17 protein-coding genes are annotated in these 18399 nt (G+C 62.3%); 7 read left to right on the forward strand and 10 right to left on the reverse strand.

Going from position 1 to position 18399, the window contains the following annotated elements; translation table 11 throughout:
• Positions 1–2 precede the first annotated feature (2 nt).
• The 3 genes from POS17_RS01815 to gpmI all read right to left on the reverse strand — a co-directional run bounded on the left by POS17_RS01815 (position 3) and on the right by gpmI (position 4097).
• On the reverse strand, positions 3–1289 hold the full coding sequence (locus POS17_RS01815) for a murein hydrolase activator EnvC family protein (protein WP_060837105.1): 1287 nt from the start codon (positions 1287–1289) through the stop codon (positions 3–5).
• Between the two features lie 162 nt (positions 1290–1451).
• Positions 1452–2372, reverse strand: a complete 921-nt coding sequence (locus POS17_RS01820; protein ID WP_060837106.1) for a DUF1460 domain-containing protein — start codon at positions 2370–2372, stop codon at positions 1452–1454.
• Between the two features lie 183 nt (positions 2373–2555).
• On the reverse strand, positions 2556–4097 hold the full coding sequence (gene gpmI, locus POS17_RS01825) for a 2,3-bisphosphoglycerate-independent phosphoglycerate mutase (protein ID WP_060837107.1): 1542 nt from the start codon (positions 4095–4097) through the stop codon (positions 2556–2558).
• A gap of 165 nt (positions 4098–4262) precedes the next feature.
• Here gpmI and POS17_RS01830 point away from each other — a divergent pair, with 165 nt between their 5' ends.
• The 3 genes from POS17_RS01830 to secB are packed head-to-tail and all read left to right on the forward strand — an operon-like array spanning position 4263 to position 5455.
• The gene (locus POS17_RS01830; protein WP_060837108.1) at positions 4263–4676 is read left to right on the forward strand and encodes a rhodanese-like domain-containing protein; all 414 of its coding nucleotides are present in this window, start codon (positions 4263–4265) and stop codon (positions 4674–4676) included.
• Positions 4676–4930 carry a glutaredoxin 3 gene (gene grxC, locus POS17_RS01835; protein ID WP_060837109.1) on the forward strand — a complete coding sequence of 85 codons (255 nt, stop codon included), beginning with the start codon at positions 4676–4678 and terminating at the stop codon, positions 4928–4930. Before POS17_RS01830 ends, grxC begins: the two co-directional genes overlap by 1 nt.
• 42 nt (positions 4931–4972) lie before the next feature.
• Entirely contained in the window at positions 4973–5455 is a 483-nt protein-coding gene (gene secB / locus POS17_RS01840; RefSeq protein WP_016963308.1) for a protein-export chaperone SecB, read from the forward strand.
• Positions 5456–5639: 184 nt separating this feature from the next.
• Here secB and trmL read toward each other — a convergent pair whose 3' ends face one another.
• Entirely contained in the window at positions 5640–6095 is a 456-nt protein-coding gene (gene trmL, locus POS17_RS01845; RefSeq protein WP_016963309.1) for a tRNA (uridine(34)/cytosine(34)/5-carboxymethylaminomethyluridine(34)-2'-O)-methyltransferase TrmL, read from the reverse strand.
• On the opposite strand from trmL, the gene POS17_RS01850 reads away from it, so the two are divergent.
• Complete coding sequence (locus POS17_RS01850; protein ID WP_060837110.1) at positions 6094–6534, forward strand: hypothetical protein; 441 nt, start codon at positions 6094–6096, stop codon at positions 6532–6534. The genes trmL and POS17_RS01850 overlap by 2 nt on opposite strands.
• Before the next feature lie 858 nt (positions 6535–7392).
• Here POS17_RS01850 and ntrC read toward each other — a convergent pair.
• Together ntrC and glnL are read right to left on the reverse strand one after the other, a co-directional pair.
• Positions 7393–8829: a nitrogen regulation protein NR(I) gene (ntrC, locus tag POS17_RS01855; RefSeq protein WP_016963311.1), complete on the reverse strand. Its 1437-nt coding sequence runs from the start codon at positions 8827–8829 to the stop codon at positions 7393–7395.
• Entirely contained in the window at positions 8826–9911 is a 1086-nt protein-coding gene (gene glnL / locus POS17_RS01860; protein WP_060837111.1) for a nitrogen regulation protein NR(II), read from the reverse strand. The genes ntrC and glnL overlap by 4 nt, the downstream gene beginning before the upstream one ends.
• A gap of 363 nt (positions 9912–10274) precedes the next feature.
• Here glnL and POS17_RS01865 point away from each other — a divergent pair, with 363 nt between their 5' ends.
• A complete protein-coding gene (locus tag POS17_RS01865) occupies positions 10275–11369 on the forward strand; it encodes a bifunctional transcriptional activator/DNA repair enzyme AdaA (protein WP_060837112.1) in 1095 nt (364 codons plus the stop codon).
• A gap of 19 nt (positions 11370–11388) precedes the next feature.
• On the opposite strand, the gene POS17_RS01870 is transcribed toward POS17_RS01865, so the two are convergent.
• The 3 genes from POS17_RS01870 to glnA form a co-directional block, all read right to left on the reverse strand.
• Complete coding sequence (locus POS17_RS01870; RefSeq protein WP_231978996.1) at positions 11389–11739, reverse strand: hypothetical protein; 351 nt, start codon at positions 11737–11739, stop codon at positions 11389–11391.
• A gap of 75 nt (positions 11740–11814) precedes the next feature.
• The gene (locus POS17_RS01875; protein WP_060837113.1) at positions 11815–12369 is read right to left on the reverse strand and encodes a chorismate mutase; all 555 of its coding nucleotides are present in this window, start codon (positions 12367–12369) and stop codon (positions 11815–11817) included.
• Positions 12370–12505: 136 nt separating this feature from the next.
• Positions 12506–13912, reverse strand: a complete 1407-nt coding sequence (gene glnA, locus POS17_RS01880) for a glutamate--ammonia ligase (protein WP_016965623.1) — start codon at positions 13910–13912, stop codon at positions 12506–12508.
• 332 nt (positions 13913–14244) lie between these two features.
• On the opposite strand from glnA, the gene thiI reads away from it, so the two are divergent.
• Together thiI and typA are read left to right on the forward strand one after the other, a co-directional pair.
• On the forward strand, positions 14245–15699 hold the full coding sequence (gene thiI, locus POS17_RS01885) for a tRNA uracil 4-sulfurtransferase ThiI (protein WP_060837114.1): 1455 nt from the start codon (positions 14245–14247) through the stop codon (positions 15697–15699).
• Between the two features lie 139 nt (positions 15700–15838).
• A complete protein-coding gene (gene typA / locus POS17_RS01890) occupies positions 15839–17659 on the forward strand; it encodes a translational GTPase TypA (RefSeq protein ID WP_060837115.1) in 1821 nt (606 codons plus the stop codon).
• Between the two features lie 257 nt (positions 17660–17916).
• On the opposite strand, the gene POS17_RS01895 is transcribed toward typA, so the two are convergent.
• Complete coding sequence (locus tag POS17_RS01895; RefSeq protein WP_173655882.1) at positions 17917–18360, reverse strand: YkgJ family cysteine cluster protein; 444 nt, start codon at positions 18358–18360, stop codon at positions 17917–17919.
• Positions 18361–18399: the final 39 nt, after the last annotated feature.

An 18399-nucleotide genomic window follows, 5' to 3' on the forward strand; every position in this document is an offset into this window, starting at 1 on the left:
GCTTATCCTTGCGCGTGGCACCACTGTGCCGGGTCGCTGGGGCGGCCCTGCTGACGAATTGCAAAGTACAGCGCAGGAGTGTCCTGTCCGCCACTATTACCCACGGTGGAGATGGACTCTCCGGCCTTGACCACATCACCGGCTTCCTTGAGCAGGGTCTGGTTGTGCCCGTAGAGACTCAGGTAGCCGTTGCCATGATCGAGGATCACCAGCAGCCCGGCGCCGCGCAGCCAGTCGGCGAACACCACCCGGCCACCGTGCACGGCGTGTACCTGGCTGCCGGCGGCGGCGCTGATCATCACCCCGTCCCACTTGGAACGGGAGTCATCGCCACGGGTTTCACCAAAGCGTGCCAGCAATCGACCATCAACCGGCCATGGAAGTTTTCCCCGGGCGGCGGCAAATGCACCGCCGAAGGAAGGGCCGGCGCTGGAAACCAAGGCGCCCGGGCTTGATCTGACGGGCTTGCGCGGGGCATCGCTGGCGTCGGCCTGGGCCTCACGTAAACGCTTTTTTTCGGCTTCCTGCTGGGCGATCAGCGCTTTCTGGCGCGCTTCTTCTGCCTCGCGGGCCTGGCGGGCCAGGGTTTCTTCAATGGTCTTGAGCACCTTGGCCAAATCGGCCTGGTCCTGCTCGCGGGCCTTGAGCTTGTCGTCCCGGGCCTTCACGTCGTCGTTGAGCTTGGCCAGGGCCAGTTGCCGCTCCTTGCGGACCTTGTCGAGTTCTTCACGCTGGGTGTCGAGGCTGCTCTTCTGCACCAGCAACTGGGCCTGCTGCAGGGAGATGTCCTTTTCCACATTGGCCAGCTGGCGCAGGGTCTCGTTGAAACTCTTCAACTGCTCCAGGCGCGCCTGGCTCAGGTAGTCGTAGTAGGTCAGGGTACGGGCGAATTTTTCCGGATTCTGCTGGTTGAGCAGCAGCTTGAGGTATTCCTGGCGCCCGTTCTGGTAGGCGGCGCGGGCCTGGATGGCGATCAGTCGCTGCTGTTCAGTGCGCGCGCTCTGGAGTTTTTTTTTCTCCTCATCGAGTCGCTGCAGCTCGGCTTCGCTTTTCTTCAGCTCTTTCTGCAGGGCTTCGACCTGCTTTTCCAGCTTGCCCATCTCGGTTTCGGTGCCGCGCAGTTCTTTCTGCACCCCGGATTTTTCTTCCTGCAGCTTGCCCAGCAGTTTCTTCAGCTCGGCAATGTCCTGACGCGTGGCGTCCAACTGTTGTTGGGTTTGCGCGCGCTCGTCGGCAAAAGCCGGTTGGAGCAGGCAGATCAGAGCAAGGGCAATCAGGGCGCGAAGCATAGAGGCGGGCGACACCAGGGAAAGGGACGGCCTAGTATGCCCGCCCATCGCGGCAAAAAAAACGCCTCAAAGCCAACTGCTTTGCGGCGTTCGTCATAAAAAGCCCTTTCCGGGCGGTTATTGGGCCATTTGCTATCAGCCTGCCAGCGGTTTCCGCGGCGATCAGCCAGGCGCTTGCGCGTGGGGCGGATGCTGGTGCGCCTGGGCGCTGCTCTGGGAGGTGGATGCAGGGTGATCGACCAGGTCGGTTGGCCGGGCGCGCAGGACCACGATGCCCGGGACGTCGCGGACGTACTCCATGAACGGCGAGTCGATCACCACGCGCTGGTTCTGCTTCGAGGACGCATTGCGCAGGACAGGCCCCTGGGCGGTCCTGATGAACAGCCCGGTGTGGGTGACGTCCAGGCCCGAGAGTGGGGTGTAGATGCCGATGTAGTCGCCGGTGCGCAGGCTGCCGAGCACATGCCGGTCAATCCGCGCGCTGGGAATGTAGGTGATGTCGCGGTCGGCCACGGGCAGCCCCGCCAGGTAATGGCCGCCATCGGCCTTTTGATTGAGGTGCTTGGCGACGGTCACCGCATCGGCACCCAGCAGGGCGGTGACGTCATCGGCCAAGGGCTGTCCGGCATGGGCCCAGTCGGTGAAGAAGTGGCGGCGGTTGAGGAAATTGACGTCGCCGTTGACGTAGCGAATCTGCACCAGGTTGTGGATGAAGCCGGCCTCGTCGCGGGACTGGCGCAATGCCTCGACGTAATCCAGGTAGGTAAAGCAGTCCAGGCCCCTGAAGTCGACGACCAGTTTTTCGGCCAGGGTCGCAGAGCCCTGCAGCTTGTTCGGCGCATAAGGCGTCTGCAGGAACTCCCGTGAAATGAGGTCGTTCATCTGCCCGATGTCGGCAGCGTGCTGCTGGGGCTGGATGCTCAACAGCGTGCGCAATTTGCCGGCGGTCAGCGGGTCCATGGCCACCTGGGTGTGTGGCTGTTCGGGGGCGCTGGCCCCGGGGGCCTGCGACTGTTGGGCAGGAACCTGGCTTGCGCAGCCTGACAGGAGGGAGGCTAGAAACAGCGTAGCCATCTTGTTCATGGGATTCTCTCTGCGGGCAGTTCTGATAACGATAATCATTATTCAGCAAGTGGCAGGTGTTTGTCTGGTGGGGCTGTCATGCGCTTGGGCTTTCGCGCCGCGCCTGGAGCGGGGCGGAGCCGCAATGAAAAACGCCCGATGGACTGCATCGGGCGTTTTTCATGCAACGGCGACCTGAGGGGGTCAGTGCGCAGGATCGACCAGGATCGAGGTGCCGGTCATTTCCTCAGGCTGAGGCAGGTCCAGCAGCTTGAGCATGGTCGGTGCCACATCCGCCAGCACTCCGCCTTTGCGGACTTTCAGGGCGCGCTTGCCGTAATAGATGAAGGGCACCGGCTCGGTGGTGTGAGCGGTGTGGGCCTGGCCGGTGGAGGCGTCGGACATCTGCTCGACGTTGCCGTGGTCCGCGGTGATCAGGGCTTCGCCACCGACCTTTTCCAGGGCATCGACGATGCGCCCGACGCACAGGTCCAGGCATTCCACGGCTTTGACCGCGGCGGCGAACACGCCGCTGTGGCCGACCATGTCGCCGTTGGCGTAGTTGACGATGATCACGTCGTAGCGCTGGTGCTCGATGGCGTCGACGATCTTGTCGGTGACTTCCGGAGCGCTCATTTCCGGCTGCAGGTCGTAGGTGGCGACTTTCGGCGACGGGATCAGGATGCGCTCCTCCCCCGGGAACGGCTCTTCACGGCCGCCGGAGAAGAAGAAGGTCACGTGGGCGTACTTTTCGGTTTCGGCGATGCGCAGCTGGGTCTTGCCGTTTTTCGCCAAATAGTCGCCCAGCACGTTTTCCAGGCTGCCCGGAGCAAAGGCTGCCGGCGCGGGGATGCTGGCGGCGTACTGGGTGAGCATGACGAAGCCGGCCAGCTTTGGCTGGCGCGCGCGCTCGAAGTCCTTGAAGTCGTCCTCGACGAAGACCCGGGTCAGCTCGCGAGCCCGGTCGGCACGGAAGTTCATGAACACCACGGCATCGCCGTCTTCGACCTTGACCGGCTCGCCGATGGTGGTGGCCTTGACGAACTCGTCGCTCTCTTCACGGGCGTAGGCCGCTTGCAGGCCTTCCTGGGCGGTGGCGGCGTTGAACTGCCCCTGGCCGTCGACGATCAGGTTGTAGGCCTGGGCCACGCGGTCCCAGCGATTGTCACGGTCCATGGCGAAGTAGCGGCCGATCAGGCTGGCGATGCGGCCCTTGCCCAGGGTCTTGAAGCTTTCGTCCAGCAGTTCGATGAACGACTGGGCGCTCTTGGGCGGGGTGTCGCGACCATCGAGGAAGGCGTGCAGGTAGATCTTCTCGGCACCGCGCTTGAAGGCCAGCTCGGCCATGGCGATCAGGTGGTCCTGGTGACTGTGCACGCCGCCGTCCGACAGCAGGCCGAGGATGTGCACGGCCTTGCCGGCGGCCACGGCCTTGTCCACGGCGGCGCACAGGGTCGGGTTCTCGAAGAACTCGCCGTCACGGATGGCCTTGGTCACCCGGGTGAAGTCCTGATACACCACGCGACCGGCGCCCAGGTTCATGTGGCCCACCTCGGAGTTGCCCATCTGCCCATCCGGCAGGCCGACGTCCATGCCCGAGCCCGAGATCAGGCCGTTGGGCATGCTGGCGCACAAGCGGTCCAGGACCGGCTTCTTGGCCGCATAGACGGCGTTGGATTCGTGGCTCTCGCTGTGACCGAAGCCATCCAGAATCATCAGGACCAAAGGTTTAGGCGTGGTAGTCATGGCGTCCACTCGTGGCTGGATAGGAAAGTGTTGAAAAAGGAGGTGTTGAAAAACGGAGTGGCAGTTTAAAGCGAAGTTCCGGTGGCGTCACCGCCGGGCGGGGTTTGGCCGACCTTGAGGGCTGTGTATACTGGCCGACATTTTAACGCCCTGGAACCTCCTTAGATGGTTGCTCACCTGATTCAATTCGCCACTGAACACTACTTGCTCGTCGGCGCCTTCGCCATCCTGCTGGCTCTGTTGATCGCTCATGAATTGAGCCGCGGTGGCCGCAGCCTCAGCACCCGTGAACTGACCGCGCTGGTCAACAGCGAGCAGGGCGTAGTGATCGATATCCGTCCGTCCAAGGACTATGCCGCCGGCCACATCGTCGGCGCGCTGAACATTCCCCAGGACAAGCTGGCCGCCCGTGTCGGCGAACTGGAGAAGCACAAGGCCAAGACCATCATCCTGGTGGACGCCCAAGGCCAGCACGCCGGCACCCATGCCCGTGAACTGATGAAGTCCGGTTTCACCGCCGCCAAACTGTCCGGCGGTGTTTCCAGCTGGAAAGCCGACAACCTGCCATTGGTGAAGTAATGCCCCAGGTCATCGTCTACTCCAGTGATTACTGCCCTTACTGCTCGCGGGCCAAGCAACTGCTCGGGAGCAAAGGCGTAGCCTTCGAAGAGATCAAGGTCGATGGCAAGCCGCAGGTGCGCGCCGACATGGCCCAGAAAGCCGGACGCACGTCCGTGCCGCAGATCTGGATCGGTGCCACCCATGTAGGTGGTTGTGATGATTTGTTTGCCCTGGAGCGCGCCGGCAAGCTCGACGCGCTGCTGGCGGCCTGAAATTCCTAACCCTATTAGACCCAAGATCAAGAAGGATCTGAGATGACTGACCAACAGAACACTGCTGCTGCCGAAGACGAAAGCGCACCGCAATTCTCCCTGCAGCGCATCTACGTGCGTGACCTGTCCTTCGAAGCGCCGAAAAGCCCGGCCATCTTCCGTCAGCAGTGGGAGCCAAGCGTCGGCCTGGACCTCAACACCCGTCAGAAGGCCCTGGAAGCCGACTTCCACGAAGTGGTGCTGACCCTGTCCGTGACCGTGAAGAACGGTGACGAAGTGGCCTTCATCGCTGAAGTGCAACAGGCCGGTATCTTCCTGATCAAGAACCTGGACGAGGCTTCCATGAGCCACACCCTGGGTGCCTTCTGCCCGAACATCCTGTTCCCTTACGCTCGCGAAGCGCTGGACAGCCTGGTGACCCGCGGTTCGTTCCCGGCCCTGATGCTGGCCCCGGTGAACTTCGACGCGCTGTACGCCCAGGAACTGCAACGCCTGCAGTCCGCCGGCGAAAACACCGTTCAGTAAGTACTGGCTGTGGTACGAAAAAAGCGCCTGTCACGGCGCTTTTTTCATGCTCGGGCGTCAGCTGTCCAAACCCTGGCGCCGCTGCCGCAGGCTGTGATCGACCACGAGGTGGGTGCCGTGATCGCGCCTGCAGGAAGGCCCTTCGGGCCTTGTCGCAGCCTGCGGCAGCGGCTACAGAGAATGGTTACTTGAAGCCCAGTTGTCGCCAGCCTTCATAGACCGCCACGGCTACGGTGTTGGACAGGTTCAGGCTGCGGCAGCCTTCGCGCATGGGCAAGCGCAGGCGCTGCTCGCCCGGCAGGGCGTCCAGCACGTCCGCCGGCAGGCCACGGCTCTCGGGGCCGAACAGGAAGGCGTCGCCCTCCTTGAAGCTGGCGTCATGGAAGGGCCGCGAGCCCTTGGTGGTGAAGGCGAACAGGCGCGGATGGCCGAGGCTTTCCAGGCAACTGGCGAGGTCGGCATGGCGTTGCAGGGTGGCGTATTCGTGATAGTCGAGGCCGGCACGGCGCAGGCGCTTGTCGTCCATTTCGAAACCCAGTGGCTCGATCAAATGCAGGTGGCAGCCGCTGTTGGCGCACAGCCTGATAACGTTGCCGGTATTCGGCGGAATTTCTGGTTGAAAGAGGATGACGTGAAACATGCACGGCTCCGAAGAAAAAGATGGGCTGCATTCTACGCCTGAAGAGGACCCGCGACCGAAGCTTATGCTGCGGGTGTTCGGCTCCCTGGCGATTGTCGGGATGATGGTGGGGCTGATGATCGGTCGACTGACGCAGCCCGATCCGATCGAGTTGCAACAGGTCGAGGTGGCGGCCGATGGCCTGGTGGTCTGGTTCAACCAGGAACCCAAGGTTCACGGCGAACATATCGATGGCACCATCGCCTTGCTGTTCGATGCGCAAGGACGGGCGCAGAACGGTCAGTTGCAGGTCAATCAGAAGACGGTGAACTGGCGGGTGCGGCTGGCGGACCAGGGCTTGCTGCTGAACCTGGTGGCGGCCCGGCCGCTGCGGGGCGAGTGGAGCGCCAGCCAGGTGGACGGGCGCTGGCGCCTGGCGATCCACCTGCGGGAGAAATAAAAGAGGGAAACCCCGGCCTGCCTGTACCAAGGCCCCCAAAAGCGGGAGGGGCTGATCGCCTGTCGGGGCGATGAGTCCCGGTGTAAAGAGGGGGATTCCCGGCCTGCCTGTACCAGGGTCCCCGAAAGGGTTGTGGGCGTGTCGCTCAAAGCGTGATGAGCCCGGTATTAAAGAGGGAAGCCCCAGCCTGCCTGTACCGAGGTTCCCGAAAGCTTGGGCTCGTCGCTCAAAGCGTGATGAGCCCGGTATTAAAGAGGGAAGCCCCAGCCTGCCTGTACTGAGGTTCCCGAAAGCTTGGGCTCGTCGCGATGCGCGTGATGAGCCCGGTGTTAAAGAGGGAAGCCCCAGCCTGCCTGTACTGAGGTTCCCGAAAGCTTGGGCTCGTCGCGATGCGCGTGATGAACCCGGTATTAAAGAGGGAATTCCCGGCCTGCCTGTACCGAGGTTCCCGAAAGCTTGGCCCGTCGCTGTGAGCGTGGTGGGCCGGGTGTTAAAGAGGGGAATCCCCGGCCTGCCTGTACCAAGGTCCCCGAAACTGGGTAGTGATGGAGGTATTGCAGGGGGCGTGCCAACTTTGGCCGGTCCTGTATGAATTGCCTGGATAAAAAGCCGAAAGCCCCGAATTCCGGGGCTTTTGCGTTTTCGAAGGGCAAATATTCAGATTGGAAGGCCAGGCCTCGAATGATCGCGCTGTGCTCGATTGCGGTTCATCGCGCCTTCGGCCAGTGCATGCACCCCATCCTGGTGCATGCCGATCCTCGTCGTAGGAGCCGGCTTGCCGGCGAAAGCGCTGGTCAGCGCTCTGCAAGGCTCAAGGGCCTTTTCGCTGGCAAGCCAGCTCCTGCACAGGGGGAGAGCTCAGCCTTCCTCGCTTTCGTCCTCGTCGCCTCCGTCCACCTTCATCCCCAACTCCTTGATCTTGCGGGTCAGGGTGTTGCGGCCCCAGCCCAGCAGCACGGCGGCGTCGCGGCGGCGGCCGGCGGTGTGCTTGAGGGCGGTTTCGATCATGATCCGCTCGAAACTCGGCACCGCGCTGTCCAAAAGGCTCGACTGGCCGCGGGCCAGGGCCTGATCGGCCCACTGGCGCAGGGCCTGTTCCCAGTTGGTCACCGGCGCCGAATCCTGGGGCAGGCTCAACAGCTCCGGCGGCAGGTCGCTGATGTGCACCTCGCGCCCCGACGCCATGACAGTGATCCAGCGGCAGGTGTTCTCCAGCTGGCGCACGTTGCCTGGCCACGGCAGGTTCTTCAGGTATTCCTCGGTTTCGTTCTTCAGCAGCTTGGGTTCCACCGCCAGTTCCTGGGCGGCGCGGCTGAGGAAGTGCTTGGCCAGGGTCGGGATGTCTTCGCGACGGTCCGACAGGCGCGGAATATGGATGCGGATCACGTTGAGGCGGTGGAACAGGTCCTCGCGGAACTTGCCGGCGTGCACCAGGGTTTCCAGGTTCTGGTGGGTGGCGGCGATGATCCGTACATCGACCTTGACCGGCGTGTGGCCACCGACCCGGTAGAACTCGCCGTCGGCCAGAACCCGCAGCAGGCGGGTCTGGGTATCGGCCGGCATGTCGCCGATCTCGTCGAGGAACAGGGTGCCGCCGTCGGCCTGTTCGAAGCGTCCGCGGCGCAGGTTGGCGGCGCCGGTGAAGGCGCCTTTTTCATGGCCGAACAGCTCGGATTCCATCAGATCCTTGGGGATGGCGGCCATGTTCAGGGCGATGAACGGCGACGCCGCCCGCGGGCTGTGGCGATGCAGGGCGTGGGCCACCAATTCCTTGCCGGTGCCGGACTCGCCGTTGATCAGCACGGTGATGTTGGAGTGGCTCAGGCGCCCGATGGCACGGAACACCTCCTGCATCGCCGGCGCTTCGCCGATGATTTCCGGGGTGCGGGCCAGGGTCGGCGCCACTTCCAGGCCCTGCTGCTCCTGGGCATGCTGGTTGGCACGCTTGACCAGGGACACCGCCTCATCCACGTCGAACGGCTTGGGCAGGTACTCGAAGGCCCCGCCCTGGTAGGAGGCGACAGCGCTGTCCAGGTCCGAATGCGCGGTCATGATGATCACCGGCAGGCGCGGGTGCAGCTCGCGAATCCGTGCCAGCAGGTCGAGGCCGCTGGCGCCGGGCATGCGAATGTCGGAAATGATCACGTCCGGCTGCTGGCGCGCCAGGCGGCTCATCACCCCGTCGGCACTGTCGAAGCTCTGGGTGGTCATGCCTTCCTGCTGCAGGGCTTTTTCCAGGACCCAACGGATAGAACGGTCGTCATCGACGATCCACACGGTTTCACTACGGCTCATGTCGATGGGGCTCCTTGTTCCAGAGGCAGAAAGATCGAGAAGGTGGTGTGGCCGGGATGGCTGTCACATTCGATCAGGCCCTGGTGCTGGCTGATGATGTTCTGGGTAATGGCCAGGCCCAGCCCGGTGCCGTCCGGGCGGCCGCTGACCATGGGGAAGAAGAGGGTGTCCTGCAGCTCGGCGGGAATGCCCGGGCCGTTGTCGATGATCTCGATCTTGGTCACCAGGCGATGACGTACATGGCCGATGGTGAACTGGCGCATGGTGCGGCTGCGCAGGGTGATGCGCCCCAGGCGCATTTCGTTCTGGCTGCTGATGGCCTGCATGGCGTTGCGCACGATGTTGAGCACCGCCTGGATCATCTGCTCGCGGTCGATCAAGACGTCGGGAATGCTCGGGTCGTAATCGCGCACCAGGGTGATGCAGCCCTGGCTTTCGGCTTCCACCAGGCTACTGACCCGCTCCAGCACTTCGTGGATATTGGTCAGCGCCAGGGACGGCAGCTTGTTCGAGCCGAGCATGCGGTCCACCAGGTTTCGCAGGCGGTCGGCCTCTTCGATGATGACGTTGGTGTAGTCCTTGAGGCTTTCCTCGGGCAGCTCGCGGGCCAGCAGTTGGGCGGCGCCGCGAATCCCGCCCAGGGGGTTCTTGATCTCGTGGGCCAGGCCGCGCACCAGCATCTTGCTGGTTTCCTGCTTGGACAGCTGGGCCTCTTCCTTGGTGATGCGCAGCAGCCGGTCCCGGGGGTGGACCTCCAGCAGCAGCAAGGTATCGCCATTGCTGAGGATCGGCGTCACCGCGTAGTCGACGGTCAGGGTCTGGCCGGTCAGGGCGGTGAGCATGGCCTCGCGCTTGGTGAAGGGGTGCGCCTGTTCCACCGCCTGGCGCAGGGAGCTCAGGGCTTCGGCGGACTCGGTGAACAGCTCACTGATGAATTGCCCATGGCTGCGCTGGCCGCTGATGGCCAGGAGCATCTCCGCCGCCGGGTTCATGTACTCAAGGCGCAGGTCGGCGTTGAGCAGAATGGTGGCGGTGGTCAGGTTGTCCAGAAGCAGACGGTGCAGTGGGTCGCTGATGGTCATTCGGACCTCTTTTGGAGCAGGGCGAGCCGGAGCCGGTCCGGGATCGCGCGCGGGGTTAAAGCGCTGATGTGGAGAAAATGCAAAAACCAAACCAAGGCTCCGAAAAGAAGCGTTCGCGGCCTGAAACAGGCGTTTGAAGCCCGCTTGCGTGGCGCTTTGCCAGCTTTGCCGGGTATTTTCGAACCAAAATGGGCTGGGAATGGTCTGTGGGTGCACGGTGTTGCACCAATATAGTGCATGAATCTGCAGGGCGCTGGCCGGTTGCCCGAATCGGCGAGAATCAACGCCCGTTTTTCAGCGGCAGCGCACAGGGCGCGGGTTTAGAGTGCTCGAACCCGACGCTTCAAGGTTTAGGATGCGGCCATGGAAAACGCCACTCTGCTGTTTCAGCTCCCCGATGACGACACCCTGTATCAGGCCCTTTTGGACCGCGACCCGGCCTATGAGGGCTTTGCGTTCGTCGGGGTCAAGAGCACGGGGGTGTTCTGCCGCCTGACCTGTGCCGCGCGCAAGCCCAAGCGTGAGAACACGGTGTTTTTCGGCTCGATCAAGGGCTGTGTCGAAGCGGGATTTCGTGCTTGTCTGCGGTGTCGCCCTCTGGAGCGGGCCGGGGTGCAGGAACCCTGGGTGCAGACCCTGCTGGAGCAACTGCACGGTGATCCCGAGCGGCGCTGGTACGAAGATGATCTGACCCGGCAGGGGCTGGATCCGTCCACCGTGCGTCGCGCCTTCAAGCGCTACTTTGGGGTGACTTTCCTGGAAATGGCCCGGCTGCGGCGCATGGGACAGGGCATGCAGCAGCTGGCGGGCGGAGAGTCGGTGATCGCGGCGCAGATCAGCGCCGGCTTTGATTCCGACAGCGGCTTTCGCCGGGCCTTTTCCCGTCTGGCTGGCCAGCCACCGTCGAACCTGCGGGGGCGCGAGCTGCTCAAGGTGGACTGGCTGCAAACCCCTATCGGCGTGATGCTGGCGGTGGCTGACGCCCAGGTCCTGCACCTGCTGGAGTTTTTCGATCGTCCGGCGCTGGCCAATGAGCTGCAGGCCCTGCAAAAGCGCAGCGGTTCGAGCATAGGTTTCGGGCGTTTTGCCCCGATCGACCAGATCGAGGCCGAATTGCAGCGTTATTTTGCCGGTGAGCCGGGTGGCTTCCACACGCCGCTGGCGATGAACGCCTCGCCGTTCACTCGCACGGTATGGCAGGCCCTGCGCGCCATTCCCCTGGGCAGCACCTGCAGTTATGCCGAGGTGGCGAGCCGGATCGGCTCGCCGTCGGCGGTGCGCGCGGTGGCCCGGGCCAACGGTGCCAATCAGATCGCCATCGTCATTGCCTGCCACCGGGTGATCGGCAGCGACGGTGCCCTCACCGGCTACGGTGGCGGACTGTGGCGCAAGCGCTGGCTACTGGAGCATGAGCGCCGCATGGGCACTGCGCTGTTTCACTCAGCGAGCGGGCTGTAGCGGTTCGCTTGAAGTGGGCTCAACGGCGATGGGCCCGCAGCAGGGTGAAGGTGATCTGCGCGCTCTGCTGCAGGACCCGCTCGCCGTCGAGGATCTGCACCGCCAGGCGATGTTGGCCACGCTCGATAGCGACCAGCGGCAACTCGGGGCCCCGGCTCGGGGCTCCATAAGCCTGGTCGTCCAGCAAGAGGCGCAGGCGGTGGTGCGGCTGCAAGGCCGGCGCTAGCACCACCTGCACGGTGAAGCTGCCGTTGTTGGCTCGCAGCGCGCCGTGGTCCGGCACGCCCTGCAAGCGCAGTTGTGTGTAGGGCTCTGCGCTGGCAGGCAGCGCCGTTAGCCACAGCAGGCAAAAGACAGCGATGCGCGTCACGGTGATTCCAGCCCTTCACAGGTGTGCGGTTGAAGGGCTCAGCATAGGGCGGCGCGAGGCTGGGCGCGGGCGCGGTTAACCTTTGAACACACATAACTCGGCGGTGGCGCGGATCATTGCCAGCTGCCGCAACGGGTCGCTGCTGGCGGCCTGAGTGGCCTGGGCCAGCCATTGCGGGCATTGGCGATCACCGCGATGGGGGCTGAAGTCGGCCAGTTGCTGCAGCAGGCGTTTTTGTAACTGATCGAGTTGTGGGCGGATCTGTCCGGCCAGGTCCTGGCGCGGGGTGTCCGGTGCCTGGCCTTGCAGGTGCCAGCTGGACAGCCGGGCGTACTGCACCAGTTTGTTGGCTTCGATCTGGGCGGCGAAGAACTGCCCGACCGTTTCTTCATTCAGGTGATAGGTGGCGGCCTGGGCCGTGGCGCCGGCAATCACCTGCTGTTCCCGCGGACGCTCCTCCACGGCCTTGTGGCTATCCCATTTGCTCAGGGCCACCTGATCGGCAATGCTCAGGCGCTCGCCGATGCTTTGCAGCAGTGGGGCAAGGGTGGGCGGGGCATCGTTGGCGCAGGCTGCGCCGGTGAGCAGGCTACAGGCAAGGGCGAGGCACAGGTTGAGGCGCGAAGTCATGGGCGGGCTCGGCTGCTGATGGGAAGACGGCGCCCATGATGCACGCAACCACCCCGGGCCTGGCAAATGCGCGGGCATAAAAAAGGCCTCCCGAAGGAGGCCTCTCGATCACGCGGCTTGCGCCGGCGCTACCGGATCAGCAGCTGTAGTACAGCTCGTATTCCAGTGGGTGTACGAAGGTACGGACCTTGATCTCTTCTTCGCTTTTCAGGGCGATGTAAGCGTCGATGAAGTCGTCGCTGAAAACGCCGCCTTTGGTCAGGAACGCACGACCTTTGTCCAGCTCTTCCAGGGCTTCCTTCAGGCTGCCGCAAACTTGTGGGATCTCTTTGGCCTCTTCAGGCGGCAGGTCGTACAGGTTTTTGTCAGCGGCGTCGCCAGGGTGGATCTTGTTCTGGATACCGTCCAGGCCGGCCATCAGCAGAGCAGCGAAGGCCAGGTATGGGTTGGCAGCCGGGTCCGGGAAGCGGGCTTCGATACGGCGGGCTTTAGGGCTCGACACGTAAGGAATACGGATCGAAGCGGAACGGTTGCGTGCCGAGTAGGCCAGCATGACCGGGGCTTCGAAGCCTGGAACCAGACGCTTGTAGGAGTTGGTGGCCGGGTTGGTGAAGCCGTTCAGGGCCTTACCGTGCTTGATGATGCCGCCGATGAAGTACAGGGCGGTGTCGGACAGGCCGGCATAGCCTTCACCCGCGAAGGTGTTCTTGCCGTCTTTCCAGATCGACATGTGCACGTGCATGCCCGAGCCGTTGTCGCCGTACAGTGGCTTAGGCATGAAGGTGGCAGTGCGGCCGTAGGCGTCGGCCACGTTGTGCACGACGTATTTCAGGGTCTGGGTTTCGTCGGCCTTCTTCACCAGGGTGTTGAACTTGACGCCGATTTCGTTCTGGCCGGCAGTCGCCACTTCGTGGTGGTGAACTTCGACGGTCAGGCCCATTTCTTCCAGTGCGTTGCACATGGAGGTACGGATTTCGTGGTCGTGGTCGAACGGTGGAACCGGGAAGTAGCCGCCCTTGACGCCTGGACGGTGGCCCTTGTTGCCGCCTTCGATGTCCTGGTCGGACATCCAGGAACCTTGTTCGGAGTAGATCTTGAACATGGAGCCGGAGATGTCGGACTTGAATTTCACCTGGTCGAAGATGAAGAACTCTGGCTCTGGACCGGCGAATACGGTGTCGCCGATACCGGTGGCCTTCAGGTGCTCTTCAGCGCGCTTGGCGATGGCACGTGGGTCGCGGTCGTAACCTTGCATGCTCGAAGGTTCGATGATGTCGCAGACCAGGATCAGGGTCGGTTCTTCGGTGAACGGGTCCAGCACAGCGGTTTCGTCGTCCGGCATCAGGATCATGTCGGAGGCTTCGATGCCTTTCCAGCCAGCGATGGAGGAGCCGTCGAACATCTTGCCGGATTCGAAGAAGTCTTCATCCAGCGCATCACGGGCCGGCATGGTCACGTGATGTTGAGTGCCCTTGGTGTCAGTGAAGCGCAGATCAATCCATTTGACGTCATGATCTTTGATGAGTTGAACCGACTTCGACATAGTGTCCTCCGGGGTGGCTTCGGGCTTGGTGTTGGAGTGCCCTTAGAATGTGGGTGATGCCGGCGCGAATACTCTGCCATGGCAACCTGCCTCACAAGGGAGCAAATTGCATGCCAGTGCCCTGTGATGGGTTTTCTGCCCCAAAATCAGGCTTTGTGCGGCGGATTCGGCTAAATTTCGGCCTCTGGCGCACTGCAATGTAGCGCCTGGCTCGATAAATGACCTGTTTTGGTGCACTGAAAACCTTCTGCACATTAATTGGTTAAACCTTGAGCAATTTCCGCTATAATCCGCGCCCCCCTTTTTCGGCTGGCCCAGCGCGCACAGTTTTCATGAAACTAATCGTTAAAGTTTTCCCGGAAATCACCATCAAGAGCCGCCCGGTACGGATGCGTTTCATCCGTCAGTTGGCCAAGAACATCCGTGCCGTGCTCCGCGATCTGGACCCGGCTGTGGTGGTCGGTGGTGTGTGGGACAACCTTGAGCTGGAAACCACCCTCAGCGAGCCCAAGGCCCTGAAGGAGCTGGCCGACCGCCTCTGCTGCATGCCCGGTATCGCGCACTTCCTGCAGGTCGACGAATACCCGCTGGGCGACTTCGACGACATCGTCGCCAAGTGCAAGCAGCACTTCGGCGAGGCCTTGCCCGGGAAGATTTTCTCCGTGCGCTGCAAGCGTGCCGGCAAGCATGAATTCAGCTCCATGGACGTGGAAAAGTACGTCGGCAGCCAACTGCGTCGGCAGTGCGGCGCCGCCGGAATCTCCCTGAAAGAGCCGGAAATCGAAGTGCGGATGGAAATTCGCGACCAACGGTTGTTCGTGATCCACAGCCAGCACAACGGCATCGGCGGCTACCCGCTGGGCGCCCTGGAACAGACCCTGGTGCTGATGTCCGGCGGTTTCGATTCCACAGTGGCGGCCTACCAGATCATGCGCCGCGGCCTGATGGGGCACTTCTGCTTCTTCAACCTGGGTGGACGTGCCCACGAACTGGGCGTGATGGAAGTCGCGCACTACCTATGGAAGAAGTACGGCAGCTCCCAGCGCGTGCTGTTCGTCAGCGTGCCGTTCGAGGAAGTGCTCGGGGAAATTCTCGGCAAAGTCGACAACAGTCATATGGGCGTCATTTTGAAGCGTATGATGTTGCGTGCTGCCTCGAGCATCGCCGATCGCCTGCACATCGATGCACTGGTGACCGGCGAGGCGATTTCCCAGGTGTCCAGCCAGACCCTGCCGAACCTGTCGGTGATCGACTGCGTGACCGAGAAGCTGGTGCTGCGTCCGCTGATCGCCAGCCACAAGCAAGACATCATCGACCTGGCCGAACAGATCGGCACCGCCGACTTCGCCAAGCACATGCCGGAGTACTGCGGGGTCATCTCGGTGAACCCCAAGACCCATGCCAAGCGCCATCGCGTCGAGCATGAAGAGAAAGAATTCGATATGGCGGTGCTCGAGCGTGCGATCGAGCGGGCCAAACTGGTGCCGATCGATCGGGTGATCGACGAGTTGGGCCAGGATTTGCAGATTGAAGAAGTCAGCGAGGCGCTGGCCGGTCAGATCGTCATCGACATCCGTCACCCGGATGCCCAGGAAGACGACCCGCTGGAGCTTGCTGGCATCGAAGTACAAGCGCTGCCGTTCTATGCATTGAATGCCCGCTTCAAGGAACTGGACCCTACGCGCCAGTACCTGCTGTATTGCGACAAAGGCGTCATGAGTCGCCTGCATGCTCACCATCTGCTCAGTGAGGGACATGCCAATGTGCGCGTTTATAGACCGAGCTAAGTGCCCGGGGATGTTCGCCTGTGGCTTGCGTCACCGGCCCCCCGACGCCGCCGTCCAGCTGTAACGGCCAGGCCTGACTCTATTGTTAATCGCTGCCAGCATTTGTCAGCACACCGAATCCTCTGATCGAGATACACAAGTGATCGAAAATCTACGCAACATCGCCATCATTGCCCACGTTGACCATGGTAAGACCACCCTGGTAGACAAACTCCTGCGTCAATCCGGCACCCTGGAGCGCAACGAGCTCAACGACGAGCGCGTGATGGACTCCAACGACCAGGAAAAAGAGCGCGGCATTACCATTCTGGCGAAAAACACCGCCATCAACTGGAACGGCTACCACATCAACATCGTGGACACCCCGGGCCACGCCGACTTCGGCGGCGAAGTTGAGCGCGTCATGTCCATGGTCGACTCCGTGCTGCTGCTGGTCGACGCTCAAGACGGCCCTATGCCGCAAACCCGTTTCGTGACCAAGAAGGCGTTCGAAGCCGGCCTGCGTCCAATCGTGGTGATCAACAAGGTTGACCGTCCGGGCGCGCGTCCTGACTGGGTTCTGGACCAGATCTTCGACCTGTTCGACAACCTGGGCGCCACCGAAGAACAGCTGGACTTCAAAGTCGTCTACGCCTCGGCCCTGAACGGTATTGCCGGTCTGGACCACAGCGAAATGGCTGAAGACATGACCCCGCTGTACCAGTCGATCGTCGACAACGTGCCAGCGCCAAGCGTTGACCGTGACGGTCCGTTCCAGATGCAGATCTCCGCTCTGGACTACAACAGCTTCCTGGGCGTGATCGGCGTTGGCCGTATCGCTCGCGGTCGCGTCAAGCCGAACACCCCGGTTGTGGCCATCGACGTCGACGGCAAGCGCCGCAACGGTCGTATCCTCAAGCTGATGGGTCACCACGGTCTGCACCGCGTGGACGTTGAAGAAGCGGCTGCCGGCGACATCGTCTGCATCAGCGGTTTCGACGAGCTGTTCATCTCCGACACCCTGTGCGACCCGACCGCTGTTGAAGCGATGAAGCCGCTGACCGTCGACGAGCCGACCGTTTCCATGACCTTCCAGGTCAACGACTCGCCATTCTGCGGTAAGGAAGGCAAGTTCGTGACGTCCCGTAACATCAAGGAACGTCTGGACAAAGAGCTGCTGTACAACGTTGCCCTGCGCGTTGAAGAAGGCGACTCGGCCGACAAGTTCAAGGTCTCCGGCCGTGGTGAGCTGCACCTGTCGGTACTGATCGAAACCATGCGTCGCGAAGGCTTCGAGATGGGCGTTGGCCGTCCTGAAGTGATCATCCGTGAAGTGGATGGCGTGAAGCAGGAACCGTTCGAAAACGTCACCATCGACATCCCTGAAGAATCCCAGGGCAAGGTCATGGAAGAGATGGGGCTGCGTAAGGGCGACCTGAGCAACATGGTTCCGGATGGCAAGGGCCGTGTACGCCTGGAATACAACATTCCAGCCCGTGGTCTGATCGGTTTCCGTAACCAGTTCCTGACCCTGACCAACGGTGCAGGCATCCTGACCTCGATCTTCGACCGTTACGCTCCGATGAAGTCCGGCAGCATGTCCGGCCGTCAGAACGGCGTACTGGTATCGGTAGAAACCGGCAAGGCCCTGACCTACTCCCTGGAAACCCTGCAGGCGCGCGGCAAGCTGTTCGTCGAGCACGGCCAGGAAATCTACAACGGTCAGATCGTCGGCCTGAACAGCCGCGACAACGACCTGGGCGTGAACCCTACCAAGGGCAAGAAGCTCGACAACATGCGTGCTTCGGGCAAAGACGAAACCATCGCCCTGGTTCCACCTGTTCGCTTCACCCTGGAACAGGCTCTGGAATTCATCCAGGACGATGAGCTGTGCGAAGTGACTCCTAAGTCCATTCGTCTGCGCAAGAAGATCCTGGACGAAGGCGAGCGTACCCGCGCTGCCAAGAAAGCCAAGAACTGAGTCTTTAGTTCCGGCTGAATGAAAACGCCCCCGGTCGCGAGACCGGGGGCGTTTTTTTGCGCCTGGAGAAAACCTGTTCATGTAGCCGCTGCCGAGCAGCGCGAGGCTGCGACCGGCTGCACAGCAGCCGCAAGACGGCCATCGCAGCCGTTTAGGCATTACGCGCCACCTGGATTTACGGCCGCTGCGCAGCCGGTCGCAGCCTCGCAAGCTCGGCAGCGGCTACAGCAGCGGTAGTAGCGGTGAGGCGCGGTGGCTCAGAAGCGTTCCAGGGTCCGACTGCTGGTGTTGGTCGGACGCTCCAGGGGCTTGGGCTTGTAGGCGCAGTAGCCTGGACGCGGGCCGATCTTCGGATGGTTGCGGCAGGTGTCCGGGCGCTTGTCATAAATGGTGCACAGGCGGCTTTTACGATCCAGATACAGGCAATCGTTGTTGCTCATGCGCTGCAGCGTGAAGATTTCCGATTTCTGGTTGTAGCGCTCGACGATGCCTTCTTTCTGCAGGCGCTTGGCGATGTTCTTCGCCGGCTCGCCGCGCTCGAATTCATCGACGATGCCGATGCGGATCAGGTCCTTGATCTTCACTTCCACCGGCAGGGTGCAGCAGCTGGACATGCAGGAACCGCACATGGGCGCGGAGTATTTGGCCCAGGTATCGAGACGATCGATTTCCGCGGCGGCGATCAGGTTGGACTTCATCAAGGTGGTTTTTCCGGCATGTTCCAGGGCGCGCGATCATAC

The sequence above is a fragment of the Pseudomonas sp. Os17 genome, from assembly GCF_001547895.1.
Taxonomy (GTDB): domain Bacteria; phylum Pseudomonadota; class Gammaproteobacteria; order Pseudomonadales; family Pseudomonadaceae; genus Aquipseudomonas.